15 protein-coding genes and 1 tRNA gene are annotated in these 13126 nt (G+C 61.2%); 5 read left to right on the top strand and 11 right to left on the bottom strand.

Going from position 1 to position 13126, the window contains the following annotated elements; all coding sequences use genetic code 11:
• Nucleotides 1–8: 8 nt before the first annotated feature.
• The 8 genes from AC1DNI_RS04850 to AC1DNI_RS04815 all read right to left on the bottom strand — a co-directional run bounded on the left by AC1DNI_RS04850 (nucleotide 9) and on the right by AC1DNI_RS04815 (nucleotide 5494).
• Nucleotides 9–635 carry a Maf-like protein gene (locus AC1DNI_RS04850; RefSeq protein ID WP_027230308.1) on the bottom strand — a complete coding sequence of 209 codons (627 nt, stop codon included), beginning with the start codon at nucleotides 633–635 and terminating at the stop codon, nucleotides 9–11.
• A 32-nt stretch (nucleotides 636–667) separates the two neighbouring features.
• Nucleotides 668–886 (bottom strand): translation initiation factor IF-1, encoded by a 219-nt coding sequence (gene infA / locus AC1DNI_RS04845; RefSeq protein ID WP_008122731.1) that lies wholly within the window; start codon nucleotides 884–886, stop codon nucleotides 668–670.
• Between the two features lie 126 nt (nucleotides 887–1012).
• Entirely contained in the window at nucleotides 1013–1435 is a 423-nt protein-coding gene (locus AC1DNI_RS04840; RefSeq protein WP_051614812.1) for an arsenate-mycothiol transferase ArsC, read from the bottom strand.
• A 62-nt stretch (nucleotides 1436–1497) separates the two neighbouring features.
• Nucleotides 1498–1983, bottom strand: coding sequence for a UPF0262 family protein (locus tag AC1DNI_RS04835; RefSeq protein WP_153668149.1), 486 nt, complete (start codon nucleotides 1981–1983; stop codon nucleotides 1498–1500).
• 7 nt (nucleotides 1984–1990) lie between these two features.
• On the bottom strand, nucleotides 1991–3283 hold the full coding sequence (hisD, locus tag AC1DNI_RS04830; RefSeq protein WP_477691024.1) for a histidinol dehydrogenase: 1293 nt from the start codon (nucleotides 3281–3283) through the stop codon (nucleotides 1991–1993).
• A 20-nt stretch (nucleotides 3284–3303) separates the two neighbouring features.
• Nucleotides 3304–3741 (bottom strand): DUF2948 family protein, encoded by a 438-nt coding sequence (locus AC1DNI_RS04825; RefSeq protein WP_477691023.1) that lies wholly within the window; start codon nucleotides 3739–3741, stop codon nucleotides 3304–3306.
• Nucleotides 3742–3893: 152 nt separating this feature from the next.
• The gene (gene murA, locus AC1DNI_RS04820; RefSeq protein ID WP_027230313.1) at nucleotides 3894–5183 is read right to left on the bottom strand and encodes a UDP-N-acetylglucosamine 1-carboxyvinyltransferase; all 1290 of its coding nucleotides are present in this window, start codon (nucleotides 5181–5183) and stop codon (nucleotides 3894–3896) included.
• A gap of 113 nt (nucleotides 5184–5296) precedes the next feature.
• A complete protein-coding gene (locus AC1DNI_RS04815) occupies nucleotides 5297–5494 on the bottom strand; it encodes a hypothetical protein (protein WP_091950449.1) in 198 nt (65 codons plus the stop codon).
• Between the two features lie 156 nt (nucleotides 5495–5650).
• Between AC1DNI_RS04815 and AC1DNI_RS04810 the strand changes: the two genes are divergently transcribed.
• Nucleotides 5651–5725: transfer RNA gene (locus AC1DNI_RS04810), tRNA-Thr, on the top strand.
• 256 nt (nucleotides 5726–5981) lie between these two features.
• On the opposite strand, the gene AC1DNI_RS04805 is transcribed toward AC1DNI_RS04810, so the two are convergent.
• Both AC1DNI_RS04805 and AC1DNI_RS04800 read right to left on the bottom strand, forming a co-directional pair.
• Nucleotides 5982–6572, bottom strand: a complete 591-nt coding sequence (locus tag AC1DNI_RS04805) for a Holotricin-3 precursor (protein ID WP_477691022.1) — start codon at nucleotides 6570–6572, stop codon at nucleotides 5982–5984.
• A gap of 107 nt (nucleotides 6573–6679) precedes the next feature.
• Nucleotides 6680–7291, bottom strand: a complete 612-nt coding sequence (locus tag AC1DNI_RS04800; protein WP_477691021.1) for a TetR/AcrR family transcriptional regulator — start codon at nucleotides 7289–7291, stop codon at nucleotides 6680–6682.
• A gap of 207 nt (nucleotides 7292–7498) precedes the next feature.
• Here AC1DNI_RS04800 and AC1DNI_RS04795 point away from each other — a divergent pair, with 207 nt between their 5' ends.
• From AC1DNI_RS04795 to AC1DNI_RS04785, 3 genes are read left to right on the top strand one after another with little or no spacing between them, the layout of a single operon-like run.
• Nucleotides 7499–7975, top strand: coding sequence for a (2Fe-2S)-binding protein (locus AC1DNI_RS04795; protein ID WP_091919777.1), 477 nt, complete (start codon nucleotides 7499–7501; stop codon nucleotides 7973–7975).
• Nucleotides 7972–8955, top strand: coding sequence for an FAD binding domain-containing protein (locus AC1DNI_RS04790; protein ID WP_477691020.1), 984 nt, complete (start codon nucleotides 7972–7974; stop codon nucleotides 8953–8955). The genes AC1DNI_RS04795 and AC1DNI_RS04790 overlap by 4 nt, the downstream gene beginning before the upstream one ends.
• A complete protein-coding gene (locus AC1DNI_RS04785) occupies nucleotides 8952–11246 on the top strand; it encodes a xanthine dehydrogenase family protein molybdopterin-binding subunit (protein ID WP_477691019.1) in 2295 nt (764 codons plus the stop codon). Before AC1DNI_RS04790 ends, AC1DNI_RS04785 begins: the two co-directional genes overlap by 4 nt.
• Before the next feature lie 164 nt (nucleotides 11247–11410).
• On the opposite strand, the gene AC1DNI_RS04780 is transcribed toward AC1DNI_RS04785, so the two are convergent.
• Nucleotides 11411–12316, bottom strand: a complete 906-nt coding sequence (locus tag AC1DNI_RS04780; RefSeq protein ID WP_477691018.1) for a LysR family transcriptional regulator — start codon at nucleotides 12314–12316, stop codon at nucleotides 11411–11413.
• A gap of 125 nt (nucleotides 12317–12441) precedes the next feature.
• On the opposite strand from AC1DNI_RS04780, the gene AC1DNI_RS04775 reads away from it, so the two are divergent.
• Nucleotides 12442–13059, top strand: coding sequence for an FMN-dependent NADH-azoreductase (locus AC1DNI_RS04775; protein WP_027230319.1), 618 nt, complete (start codon nucleotides 12442–12444; stop codon nucleotides 13057–13059).
• The last annotated feature ends 67 nt before the right edge of the window (nucleotides 13060–13126 follow it).

Genomic DNA, 13126 nt, shown 5'->3' with positions numbered 1-13126 from the left:
CGATCCCCTCAATGACCTGAATTCTGCCAATTGGCATAGACGGGGTAGCCTTCGCCATGCAAGAGGCTTGCAGTCTCGTAGAGCGGCAGGCCGACCACATTGCTGTAGGAGCCAACCAGCTTGACGACGAAACCTCCGGCAAGGCCCTGGATGGCGTAGCCGCCGGCCTTGCCGCGCCATTCGCCTGACGCAAGATAACTCTCCAGTTCCTCGCGGGAAAGACGCTTGAAGCGTACGCGCGTCTCGATGAGGTCCTGGCGCTGCTTGCCCTTCGGCGTGATCAGGCAAAGCCCGGTATAGACGCGGTGGGAGCGGCCGGAGAGCAGGCGAAGGCATGCGGTGGCGTCATCGAGAATTTCGGCCTTCGGCAGGACGCGCCGTCCTACGGCGACCACCGTATCGGCGGCGACGATATAGGCTTCACCGAACTCGGCATCGCCCTTCAACTCCTCGGCGATCCGCTCCGCCTTGATGCGGGACAGGCGGCGTGCCAGCGAGCGCGGGTGTTCGGCGCGCAGCGGGGTCTCGTCCACGTCGGCAGGCAGCAGGCGGTCAGGTTCGATGCCGATCTGGCCCAGCAGGGCGAGACGACGCGGCGAACCGGACGCGAGAACGAATTTTGGCTGATCGCTCATCAAGGCATTTCCTGCGGACGGGTCCGGGCCGATTACTTGAAGCGGTAGGTGATGCGACCCTTGGTCAGATCGTAGGGGGTCATTTCGACAAGGACCTTGTCGCCGGCGAGAACGCGGATGCGGTTCTTGCGCATGCGGCCTGCCGTGTGGGCGATGATTTCATGATCGTTTTCAAGCTTGACGCGAAACATCGCGTTGGGCAGCAGTTCCGTCACGAGGCCGGGAAATTCTAGTACTTCTTCTTTCGCCATGCGTAGTTCTATCTCCGAAAGGGCAATTTGTGGTCGTGCTCGACCGCAATTTTGGGCGGAACCTATAGTATTGCGCGCCATTTGTGAACAACGGAGTTCAGCAAATGCACGCAAGGGTTTGGCGGGTCAGTTCGCCGCCTTGAAACGTTCCTCGATGTGGCGTTTCAGGTTGTTGCGCACGTCGCGATAGGCATCGAGAATCTGGGTGCGGCGCCCGCGTACGAGCGTCGGATCGGGCGTCGGCCAATATTCCACATGCACTGACGTCGTCCGGGTCAACTCAAGTGCCATATGGTGCGCCTTGGGCGACAATGTAATGATGAGATCAAAATAATGATCCTCGAGTTCCTCGAAGGTCCGCGGCTGGACAGCAATGCGCTTGAGGCCGATCTCCGCCAGAACTTCATCGACGAAATGATCGGGCTCGCCCTTCTCGACGCCTGCGGAGGCAACATAGACGGAAGAGGGCAGGAGACTGCGCGCAAGCGCCTCGGCCATCGGCGAGCGGATCGAATTCTGGCCGCAGATGAACAGCACCGCGCCTGGCATCGCGGATTTGGCGGGCCCTTCATCGTCCGGCAACTGCTCCGGACCGACGGGCGTCGGTTCGCCTATCCCCGCCAATGCAGCACACAAACCAGGGTGAAGATGCGGCGCGCGGTATCAAAATCCACCTCGATCTTGCCGCTGAGGCGATCCATCAGCGTCTGCGAGCCCTCATTGTGCAGACCGCGCCGCCCCATGTCGATCGCTTCGATCTTGCTCGGGCTCGCCGAACGGATAGCCTCGTAATAGCTTTCGCAGATCATGAAGTAGTCCTTGACCACCTTGCGGAGCGGCGTCAGCGACAGGATGTGCGTAACAACATCGTCGCCGTTCTCGCGCGCGATCGCGAAGATCAGCCGCGATTCGACCAGCGACAACTTGAGACGGTAGGGCCCGGGGCCATCGTCATTTACGGGACGAAAACTGTTCTCCTCGATCAAATCGAAGATCGCGACAGCACGCTCATGCTCGACATCCGGTGTCGAACGGCCGATCGTCTCGTCCAGTTCCACATCGATCAGCCGTGCATCGGTATCGCCCGTTGCTGTCATTATCGTCCTAAAGGTTCAACCGGATCGCTACCGATCTGCCGTGCGCATCAAGTCCTTCCGCGCGCGCAAGCTCGATTGCGGCCGGGCCCAGTTCGCGCAACTGATCGGCGCCAAGCTTCAGGATGGAGGTTCGCTTCATATAGTCAAGCACTGAAAGCCCGGACGAAAAGCGTGCCGACCGCGCTGTTGGCAACACATGGTTGGAGCCCCCGACATAATCGCCGATGACTTCGGGCGTATGACGGCCGACGAAGATCGCGCCGGCATTGCGCACGCCTGCGAGCAAGTTTTCCGGCTCGGCCGTGGCAATCTCGAGGTGTTCGGCGGCGATCCGGTTGACGAGGGGGAGCGAGGCTTCGAGATCGTCTACCAGAATCACGGCGCCAAAATCGCGCCAGCTCGCGCTCGCGGTCTCCCGGCGCGGCAGGGCAAGGAGTTGCCGCTCGACTGCTGCAGTGACAGCTTCGCCGAACGCGGCGTCATCGGTGATGAGGATCGACTGCGCGGCGCTGTCATGTTCGGCCTGGGCCAAAAGGTCAGCTGCGATCCATTCCGGGTCATTCTCCTTGTCGGCAAGGATCAGCACCTCCGATGGACCAGCAATCATATCGATGCCGACCGTACCGAAGACACGGCGCTTGGCCGCGGCCACATAGGCGTTGCCCGGACCGACAATCTTGACCACAGGAGCTATTGTCCCGGTGCCATAGGCGAGCGCTGCGATCGCCTGCGCACCACCGACGCGATATATTTCCGAAACGCCCGCAAGCCGCGCGGCAACGAGGACGAGCGGATTGAGCTTGCCATCCGGGGACGGCACGACCATGACGACGCGCTCGACGCCCGCGACCTTGGCCGGAACGGCATTCATCAACACCGAGCTCGGGTAGCTCGCGGTGCCGCCTGGAACATAGAGCCCAACCGATTCGACAGCGGTCCAGCGCGAACCGAGTTCGACCCCGAGCTCATCCGTGTAGCGATCGTCCTTGGGCAGCTGGCGCGCGTGGTGGGAGTGAATGCGGTCGCGAGCGAGCGTCAGCGCCTCCACGGTCACTGCCGGCGCCGAGGCAACCGCGGCATCGATTTCGGCCGGCGAAATTGCAATGCCGTGCGCTGCGAGATCGATGCGATCGAAACGCCGCGAGTAATCGATCAGCGCCGCGTCACCTTCGGCGCGCACGCGCTGGATGATATCGGCAGCCGCGCGGTCCACATCTTCCGAAACCTCGCGCTTGGTGGCAAGGAAGGCAGAAAACGCCGCCTCGAAATCCGGTTGCGATTGCTTGAGGACAATGGCCACGTCAATTGCTCCTTTGCCGGTCAGGCATCATGGTCGGGCTTGAACGGGGTCTCCCAGGCGCCGCCGAGGTCGGTGAGTTGCGCCTCGATGGCCTCGACTTCGACCCGCAGGGCCTTGCCGGCGGCAAAGGTCAGCTCGACAGCGCCCGAGGGCGCGTCGCCGACGATAAAGCGGATCGCCAGCAGCGACAGGATGTCATCCTTGTACTTGCGATCGATCCCCGTGGCCTTGACGCTCATGACGCGATCGAAAAGGACGGCCGTCCGGCGACGCTCGAAGCTGCGATGGCGCTTGCCATCGGCGGCGAGTTCCCAGACAAAGCGATTGACGGCGAGAACGAGCTTTTTCTCGGCGGCAAGGTAATCGATATCGCTCACCTTGAGCACGGAATCCTGCAGATGCGCGGAAAGAATTTGCAGATCTTCCTCATCGAGCGCGATGAGTTTCAAAGTGTCCATGTCTACCCTATGCACAGCTTAAGCGAGGCGCGGCACCGTCCCGGCGCCGCACACCCTTTCCTGTTAGAGGAAAGTGCGGACAAATGGAATTACAGACTTGGCAAAATCCGGAGCGAGTTCAGATCAAGACCCTGCGCCACCGACTGCGAAGCCTAGTCGCTGATGCGCTGAACCTCGGCGCCGCAACGGGTGAGCTTCTCTTCGAGCCGCTCGAAGCCGCGATCGAGGTGATAGACGCGGTTGACGACCGTTTCGCCCTCGGCGGCAAGGCCAGCGATGACCAGCGACACGGAGGCGCGCAAGTCGGTCGCCATGACGGGTGCGCCCTTCAGCCGGTCAACGCCCTCGATCTTGGCCGTCTGGCCTGAAAGGGAGATCCTGGCACCGAGGCGCGCCAGCTCCTGGACATGCATGAAGCGGTTTTCAAAGATCGTCTCGGTAATGTGCGATGTTCCCTTCGCCTTGGTCATCAGGCCCATGAATTGCGCCTGCAGATCGGTGGGGAAACCTGGGAACGGCTGCGTCGTCACATCGACGGGCATGATGCCGTGGCCGTTGCGAACGACGCGCAGGCCGGAATTGGTCTCGGAGATTTCTGCACCTGCCTGGCCAAGCGTCGTCAGGGCCGCCTGCAGGAGGTTCGCGTCAGCGCCTTCAAGGATGACGTCGCCGCCGGTCATGGCAACGGCCATCGCATAGGTGCCGGTCTCGATGCGATCGGGGATGACGCGGACGCGCGCGCCCGAAAGGCTGGTGACGCCCTCGATGGTGATCGTCGCCGTCCCGGCGCCACTGACCTTGGCGCCCATCGCATTGAGGCAGTCCGCAAGATTGACGACTTCTGGCTCCTGCGCGGCATTTTCGATGATCGTGTCGCCCTTGGCGAGCGTCGCCGCCATCATCAGCACGTGGGTCGCGCCGACGGAAACCTTGGGGAAGGCAAAGCGCGCGCCGACAAGGCCGCCTTTCGCAGTCGCCTTGACGTAGCCGTTCTCGATTTCGATGTTGGCGCCGAGCGCCCGCAGGCCATCGATGAAAAGATCGACCGGACGCGTGCCGATGGCACATCCACCCGGCAGCGACACGGTGGCGGTGCCCATGCGGGCGAGCAGCGGGCCGATCACCCAGAAGCTCGCGCGCATTTTCGATACGAGTTCGTAGGGAGCCGTCGTATCGACGATATGGCGGGCGCTGAAATGAATGGTGCGGGAATAGGCGCCGTCCTGGCGCTCGCGCCGGCCGTTGACGGAATAGTCGACGCCATGATTGCCGAGGATGCGGATCAGCTGTTCGACGTCGGCGAGATGCGGGACATTTTCGAGCGTCAGCGTGTCATCGGTCAACAGCGAGGCGATCATCAGCGGCAGGGCCGCATTCTTGGCGCCGGAAATCGGAATGACGCCGTTGAGCTTGTTACCGCCAACAATCTTGATGCGATCCATATCTATCACTTTCGCGGGAAAGTCCCCGTCCTAACGTTTGAGCCCCATGCGGAGCCGGTTGCTGTAAACCATCCCACGGAATGGTTCAAGAAAGGCTTATGACCGGTTTCCGGTCAATCATGGTCCCCTTTGGAGGAACCGGCAGGTTTTTCTGCGGCCGCGACAATGCCCTCGTCCCGGTCGTCGGCGGCGCCAGCCCTACGCGAGCGCGCCTGTTGCTTGCGCCGTGCGAGATTGGCACGAAGCTCATCCGAGCGCCGCTTCTCGCGATTTAATTGTTCGCGATTCGGGTTTTTCGACGACGAATTCATGTCCTGTCCCACATATCCCGGACGAATAAGGTGCCAATTTATCCACAAGCAGACGTGGCTTAGGCGCCTTATGAATAATCGGGCGCAAAAAGATTGCGATTGCTTGCTTGCGATTTTACCAATGATATGGCAGAAGTCCGCCGCGTTCGCAAATCGGCTGCGGTAGCTCAGTGGTAGAGCACTCCATTGGTAATGGAGAGGTCGAGAGTTCAATCCTCTCTCGCAGCACCAGCGAATCTCTGATCAACTCGCACACCGTCTCTCCTTTTTAACGCAGAAACTGGTTCACGATTGCACCCGGTGGAAAGCCGCCGCATGTCGATATAAACGCTGCTTTGATTACAATGGGTCCCCGTCGGCCCGTTGGATGGGGCGCAATCAGATGCAACATGTTTGAGTTAGGACAGAAGAATGTCCGGAGCGACGGCTAAGCGCGAACAGCGACCACGGCCGCTATCCAAGGCTTTACCTCGGTCAGCCAAAAAGTCTACTGCCTGGCATCCAGTAATGCATTGACCTGACCAATCTGGTCGTCCGTCAGGGTCCGTCCGAAATCCGACTCGAGCCGCGATACGGCGTCATCGAGCGCATGATCGCGCATAACGGGGTCTGCCAATGCCAAGGCTGCTTCTCGGTTTCGCTCATAAGTTGCAATCTTGCCAACCGAGGAATTCGGCGCCGCCCGTTCGCGCGCCCGCGCCGAAGCATGCGCCGCATTCAATGCGCCAAGCGTGTTATCGTCATCATCGTCAACGACGAAATCATCGCTGACCTTGACCGAAGCCTTCTGCACCTTGGACTTGTCGTGTTGAACCTTCGATCTATCATTGGAGCTGGCTGTTTTGGCGTGACCGGACGTCTTGGACTGGCTCGACGATTTGCCGCCGTGATCTCCGCTGTCGCCCTTGCCGTTGCCGCCCTTGCCGCCATTTCCATGGCCCCCGCCATTGCCCCCATTGCCGTTGCCACCCTTGTCGGCGAGAGCTTGTCCCACAAAATTGTATTGGCCGGTGGCCGTTCCTGCCAAAACCAACCCTAGACAAGCGGTTGCAACGAGACCGAACTTGAGCTGCATCATATTCCACCTCCTGATATGCGCACTACCCCATGTCTCAACTCACCGGCCGTTTGCGGCCCGAGTGTGGCAGGAACCGCCCGAATGCGATCAAATAGGATTTCAAGCGCTTACAACCGCGCCTTCTTCGAACCCCAGCGCAATCCGTCCATCAGCAAAGAGACGAGGCGACGCGATTGTTCGCGCCACTCGGGCGTATCCGGCGCCGAATATATGCCCGAAAGCGCCTGCAGGAGGTCGGCGCTGTTGATATCGCTGCGGATCGAGCCATCAGCCACCGCTGCGTCTACGAGCTTGCGCAGGGCCCCTGCGACCATGCCGGACGTATTGGCGAAAACTTGCGAATTGCCGTCGAAGAGAATGCGCAGGCTATTGGCCATGCCGCGCTTGGCGGCGATGTAATCGACGAAACGCTGCATCCATTCGCCAAGCGCCGCATCCGGCGCGTTGTGTAGTGCCAATTCGTCCGCGGCGGCGCAAAGCCCTTCGACCTCCCGCCTGTAGACGACCTCCACCAGATGTTCGCGCGTCGGAAAATGCCTGTAGAGCGTGCCGATGCCGACGCCGGCCTGCCGGGCAATCTCCTCAAGCGAAGCGTTGCCGCCGCGCTCGGCAAAGACGTGGCCGGCAATCTCGGCCAGCTTGTCGCGATTGCGGCTGGCATCGGCGCGCAACGGCCTCGGTGCCTTTGCCTCTCTCGCTTTCTCCGGCGGGGATACCAATTGTCGAACTCCAAAAATACAAAGCTGGGGCTTGAACCACCCTCGGCCAACCGCTATGTTTCAAAAACGGAGGCACCTCCGATTATAGCGTGATCTCTGAACTAATACCCTATCTGGACCCGTCGTGTCATGTTTTTTGGGCTATTGCTCGTGGAACGCCCGGCGGCCCTTGGGACTTACTGTCATCAGAACGGAGTCAAGACGCCGATGACAAATCAAATCAGCCTCAATCTCGATATTAACGGAAAGTCGCGGCAAGTGACAGTTGAGGCACGCGTGACGCTGCTCGACGCCTTGCGCGAACATCTGGAACTGACCGGCACCAAGAAAGGCTGCGATCACGGCCAGTGCGGCGCCTGCACGGTGCATGTGGACGGCGAACGCGTCCTCTCCTGCCTTACGCTCGCCGCACAGGTCGAAGGCAGCAAGATCGAAACGATCGAGGGCCTATCCGCGCCCGGCGACGCGCTGCATCCAGTACAGGCCGCGTTTCTCGAGCATGACGCCTTCCAGTGCGGCTATTGCACGCCCGGACAGATCATGTCCGCCGTCGCCTGCATTCGCGAGGGTCATGCCGGCTCCGACGATGAAATCCGGGAATACATGTCCGGCAACCTCTGCCGTTGCGGCGCCTATCCGCACATCGTCGATGCCGTGCGCGAAGCTGCAAAGGAGCTGTCATGAGGGATTTTTCCTATGTTCGCGCCGCTACGATTGACGAGGCGCTGAGCGCCGCCGCAATGCCGGCGACAATGCTGCTTGCCGGCGGCACCACCCTGATCGACCTTGCCAAATGCTGCGTGGCCGAGCCGGAGCGCGTTGTCGATATAAGCCATCTCAAAGGCCTCGATGAGGTGCGCATCGACAGCAGAGGTGCCACGATCGGCGCACTCGCGCGCATGAGCCGCGTTGCCGAAGACCCAGCAATCAAGGGCGAGTTCCCGGCAATCTCCGAGGCGCTCTGGCAGGCGGCATCGGCCCAGATTCGCAATATGGCGACGATTGGCGGCAACCTCCTGCAGCGCACGCGCTGTGCCTATTTTCGCGATCCGGCAACATTTCCCAATTGCAACAAGCGAAATCCCGGCAGCGGCTGCGCCGCACTGACCGGCGTCAATCGCTCGCATGCGGTGCTCGGCGGCAGCAGCGCCTGCATTGCCACCTATCCTGGCGATCTTGCGGTGGCACTGACGGCATTCGATGCTCTCGTGCATCTCGGCGACCGCCAGGTGCCCATCGATGATTTCTTCTTGCTGCCGGGTGCAACGCCGGACAAGGAACACGCCATGCGCCCGGGCGAAATCATAACCGCGATCTCGATCCCGGCTTCGCCAGCGGCGCGGCGCTCGACCTTTCTCAAAGTGCGGGACCGGCAATCCTATGAATTTGCCGCGGCGAGCGCTGCCGTCGGCATCGAACTTGGCGGGGATGGCCGCACCATCACCGACATTCGCATCGCCCTTGGCGGCATCGCTACAAAACCCTGGCGCGCGCGGGCCGTCGAGGACGCCTTGCGCGGCAAGGTCTTCGCCCCCGACGCTATCAAGGAGGCGAGCCGTTTGGCCGTCGAGGGCGCGATCGACCATGGCGCTAACCATTACAAGATCGAACTTGCCCCGCGCGTTGTCGAACGCGCCATCCTCAAGATTGGAGCCGCGGCATGACTATCGTTGAAACCAGAGCAAAGCGTGGTGACGCCGCCGACGGCGCCTTGGGCGGACGTCTGTCGCGCATCGACGGGCCGGCAAAGATAACCGGCCTTGCCGATTATGCCCTCGAGCACCATCCGCAAGGAATGGTACACGCCGTCCTCGTCGAAAGCGCGATCGCGTCGGGCCGCGTCGTTTCCATTGACGCAAGTGCCGCCGAACGCGCGCCGGGTGTACTGCTGGTAATGACCCCCGATAATGCGCTGCCGATCAAATCGGCAACCGACTGGCTCAACACGCCGCCTTCCGATGCGCCCTACGAACCGCTGGCCCGTAACATCACCTTTGCCGGCCAGCATATCGCGGCTGTCATTGCCGAAACTTTCGAGCAGGCAACGGCGGCAGCGGCGCTGGTCAAGGTTTACGACGAAGAGGCGCCGGCGATCGCGGGCCTCGATGATCCCAAGGCCGGGGACGGAATGCCACTCGACCGAATGACCATCGAATGGGGCGACGCGCATGGCGCGCTTGCCAACGCCCCGATCCGCATCAAGCATGAGTACCGGACCCCGCGCGAGTATAATGTGCCGATCGAACCGCACGGGCTCATTGCGGAGTGGAAAGGCGACAGGCTGACGGTCTGGGAGCCCAGCCAGTGGATCGACGGCATGGCGCGGACCTATGCGGAGTGGTTCGACATCCCCTTCGAAAACGTTGAGTTGCGCTCGCCCTATATTGGCGGCGGCTTCGGATCAAAGGCGCTCGCCCTCGAACACGGCGCTATCGCCATAAATGCTGCGCGCATGCTCGGCCGCCCGGTGAAGCTCGCGGTCACGCGGGCGCAGACCTTTACGGCCTATGGCGGCCGGCCGGCGACACGCCAGACGATCGAACTCGGCGCAACGCGCGACGGCAAGCTTGTCTCCATCGTCCAGACAGGCGCCAACGAAACTTCGATGAAAGCCGTTCAAGTCGAGCCGCTGGGCTCGGTGACGTCGATCATGTATGCAACGCCGAATTTCAGTTCGCGCCAGAACGTCGTTCCCGTCAACACGGTGAAGCCCGGCGCCTTGCGTGCGCCCGGTGAAAATCCCAGCGCCTTCGGCATTGAATGCGCGATCGATGAACTCGCTTATGAAGTCGGCATCGACCCGTTGCAGATCCGCCTTCTCAACTACGCCGAGGAAGACCCGCATGCCAGGAAGCCGTGGTCGACCCGCCGCCTGCGCGAAGCCTATGCGGCCGGAGCGGAGGCCTTCGGCTGGAGCAGGCGCCAGCCAAAGCCGCGTTCGATGCGCGAAGGGAACCAGCTCATCGGCTACGGTGTCGCAGCGGGCACGTACCCGGTACGCAGGACCCCAGGCGAAGCATTGGTTCGCATCCTTGGTGACGGTTCGGTCGAGGTCGCCAGCAGCGGCATCGACATGGGCCAGGGCACCTATACCATCCTGGCCCAAACGGCTGCCGAGGCCATCGGCGTTACAGTCGAGACAGTGCGCGTCAAGCTCGGCGACTCTTCGCTGCCCCGGGCGCCGGTCGCCGGCGGTTCGCAGTTCGCCAACCTGATCACCGGCGCCGTGCACAAGGCGGCGCTTGCCGCACGCGACGAGTTGATCGGTCTCGCCATCAACGATCCGAATTCGCCGTTCCGCGACCTCCAGGCGAATACGCTCATTGTCGAGAACGGCGTAATATCGTCACCGCGCGATACCGGCGCCGGCGTCGGCATTGCTGAAATCATGCAGCGGACGGGCCGCGAGCGGATCGAAGCTCTGCGCGATACGTTGCCGGAGAACCTGCGCAACGAGAAAGATCACTTCCGCAACTTCACCACCATCACGACGATGCTGTCGCCGACCGATGGCGACTACTCGCTGCACAGTTGGTGCGTCCACTTCGTCGAGGTGCGGGTCGATGCTGATTTCGGCACCGTCCGGGTGGCGCGGATGGTCTCGGCGTTGGACTCGGGCCGGCTTTACAATCCGAAGCTCGCCGAAAGCCAATGGAAGGGTGGCATCATCATGGGCATCGGCCAGGCCTTGCTTGAGGAAGGCATCGTCGATGCGCGCAACGGGCGGGTGATCAACAATAATCTCGGGGACTATCTCGTGCCGACCAATGCAGACATTCCGGACCTCAAGGTGATCTCGGTCGGCATACCCGATACGCATGCATCGGTGCTCGGCGGCAAGGCGGTGGGCGAACTCGGCATCGTCGGGGTCGCGCCGGCCATCGCCAATGCGGTCTATCACGCGACAGGCGTAAGGGTGCGCGATTTGCCGATTACAATGGACAAGCTGATTTGAGGGGGGCCGCTGCGGTGAGCTACGCGGTCACCTCGGGCTTGGACCCGAGGATCCACTCTTTCAAACTGATGCGTTGAGGTCTCAGCCAAGTGTCATGGATCCTCGGGACGAGAGCCCGAGGATGGCCTGGGCGGACCCGGCGGGGGCCATGGTGACTGTTTCGGTCAGCTCCCAAACCGTGCCAATTCCTGCTTGAACCGATCAATCAGCCAGTTTGAGGCCGGTCCGAGCGGCCGGTCGACAGGGTATATAGCCAAGAGCGGATACTCGGTTTCCGGATAGGGTTCGAGATCGAGCTGCACCAGCCGGCCGGCAGTGATATCATCCTTCACCATCCATTTCGGCAGGCCGCCCCAACCGAGGCCGGCCACGGTGAGATCATATTTGGTTCCGACATCCGTAAGGCGCCAGATCTTGTAGGCGAACACGCCGAAATTACGCCCCTTGGTCTGTTCGCTAAGATCGGTAATGACCAGTTGCGTATGATCGCGAATAAAGGAAAGCGGGACCGGCCCCTCATAAAGCGCAAGCGGGTGGCTCGGTGCCGCAACGGGGGTCATGGCCGTCTGGCCGATTTGCACCAGCACAAGTTCGTCATGGGCGTTGAGAGGAGGACCGGCGATGCCGAAATCCGCCTGTTTCTTCAGGACCAGATCCCAAACCATGCCGAGCGCGCCGACATGAACGCGCAAACTCACTGTCGGAAACTGTTCCTGGAACGCCTTGAGCACGCATGTCATCACGGGCGACGGCAATGACACGTCTATGGCGACGGCAACCTCGGCTTCGAGGCCCATTTTCAGCCCTTCGACACGTGAACGCAGGCTCTGCAGCACGGATACCATGCGCCGCGCGTCCTCGAGCATGGCCTTGCCGGTTTCCGTCAGGCGGGGCTCGCGCGTTCCGCCGCGTTCAAACAATTGCAGTTCCAGCTGCGCTTCGAGATTGGCGATCGTATAGCTGATCACCGACTGCGAGCGATTGAGCTTGCGCGCCGCAGCCGAAAAGCTGCCGGATTCCGCAACCGTCACGAACACCTGAAGCTGGTCGAGCGTCGGATTTGCCTGCATTGCCTGACCTATCGATCTATTAGATGGAATTGATCGATATTTTCCCAGTTTTCTAAATGGATGTCGAGCACCAAATTACGGCCATCAGTTCTCACCCGAGAATATCAATTGAAGGAACTTAGGCTATGTCTTCCATTCTTCTCGTTACATCGAGCCCCCGCGGTGCCGCTTCGCATTCGACGCGCGTCGCTACCGAACTTGCCCAGAAGCTGCAGGCAAAGACGCCCGGCAGCGCCATCGTCAAGCGCGATCTTGCCAGCCAGCCGCTGCCGCATATCGATGCGGACTATTCGTCGGGCATCTATACGCCGGTCGAATCCCGTTCGGAGCGTCAGCAGAGCGTCGTTGGCGTATCGGATGCCATCGTCGATGAACTGTTTGCCGCCGACAGTATCGTTATCGCCACGGGCCTCATCAACTTCAACATTTCTTCGACGCTGAAGGCCTGGGTCGATCATATCGCCCGCGCCGGCAAGACGTTCAGCTATGGCGCTGAAGGCCCCAAGGGCCTGGTCACAGGCAAGAAGGTCTACATCGTCATCGCTTCGGGCGGTGTCTATTCGAGCGGTCCGGCAGCAGCATTCGATCATGCTGTACCTTACCTCAAGACTGCGCTTGGCTTCCTTGGCATGACCGATGTCGAAGTTATCCGCATCGAGGGCGTCGCCATGGGTCCTGATGCAGAAGCCAAGGCCGTATCGTCGGCTCTCGACCTTACCAGCGACCTGGCGCTTGCCGCCTAAGGGTAATGCGCTGATCGCGAAAGAGGCGGGCTTTTGGCCCGCCTCTTTTTTTGTACAAAGTTTATTT

The sequence above is a fragment of the Phyllobacterium sp. 01N428 genome, from assembly GCF_056399405.1.
Note: the sequence above shows the minus strand (reverse complement) of the source record. Positions and strands in the feature narration are given on the sequence as shown.

Coding starts and splice junctions, on each gene's coding strand:
- AC1DNI_RS04850 (WP_027230308.1), bottom strand. CDS start 635: ATGAGCGATCAGCCAAAATTCGTTCTCGCGTCCGGTTCGCCGCGTCGT.
- infA (WP_008122731.1), bottom strand. CDS start 886: ATGGCGAAAGAAGAAGTACTAGAATTTCCCGGCCTCGTGACGGAACTG.
- AC1DNI_RS04840 (WP_051614812.1), bottom strand. CDS start 1,435: ATGCCAGGCGCGGTGCTGTTCATCTGCGGCCAGAATTCGATCCGCTCG.
- AC1DNI_RS04835 (WP_153668149.1), bottom strand. CDS start 1,983: ATGACAGCAACGGGCGATACCGATGCACGGCTGATCGATGTGGAACTG.
- AC1DNI_RS04825 (WP_477691023.1), bottom strand. CDS start 3,741: ATGGACACTTTGAAACTCATCGCGCTCGATGAGGAAGATCTGCAAATT.
- murA (WP_027230313.1), bottom strand. CDS start 5,183: ATGGATCGCATCAAGATTGTTGGCGGTAACAAGCTCAACGGCGTCATT.
- AC1DNI_RS04815 (WP_091950449.1), bottom strand. CDS start 5,494: ATGAATTCGTCGTCGAAAAACCCGAATCGCGAACAATTAAATCGCGAG.
- AC1DNI_RS04805 (WP_477691022.1), bottom strand. CDS start 6,572: ATGATGCAGCTCAAGTTCGGTCTCGTTGCAACCGCTTGTCTAGGGTTG.
- AC1DNI_RS04795 (WP_091919777.1), top strand. CDS start 7,499: ATGACAAATCAAATCAGCCTCAATCTCGATATTAACGGAAAGTCGCGG.
- AC1DNI_RS04790 (WP_477691020.1), top strand. CDS start 7,972: ATGAGGGATTTTTCCTATGTTCGCGCCGCTACGATTGACGAGGCGCTG.
- AC1DNI_RS04785 (WP_477691019.1), top strand. CDS start 8,952: ATGACTATCGTTGAAACCAGAGCAAAGCGTGGTGACGCCGCCGACGGC.
- AC1DNI_RS04780 (WP_477691018.1), bottom strand. CDS start 12,316: ATGCAGGCAAATCCGACGCTCGACCAGCTTCAGGTGTTCGTGACGGTT.
- AC1DNI_RS04775 (WP_027230319.1), top strand. CDS start 12,442: ATGTCTTCCATTCTTCTCGTTACATCGAGCCCCCGCGGTGCCGCTTCG.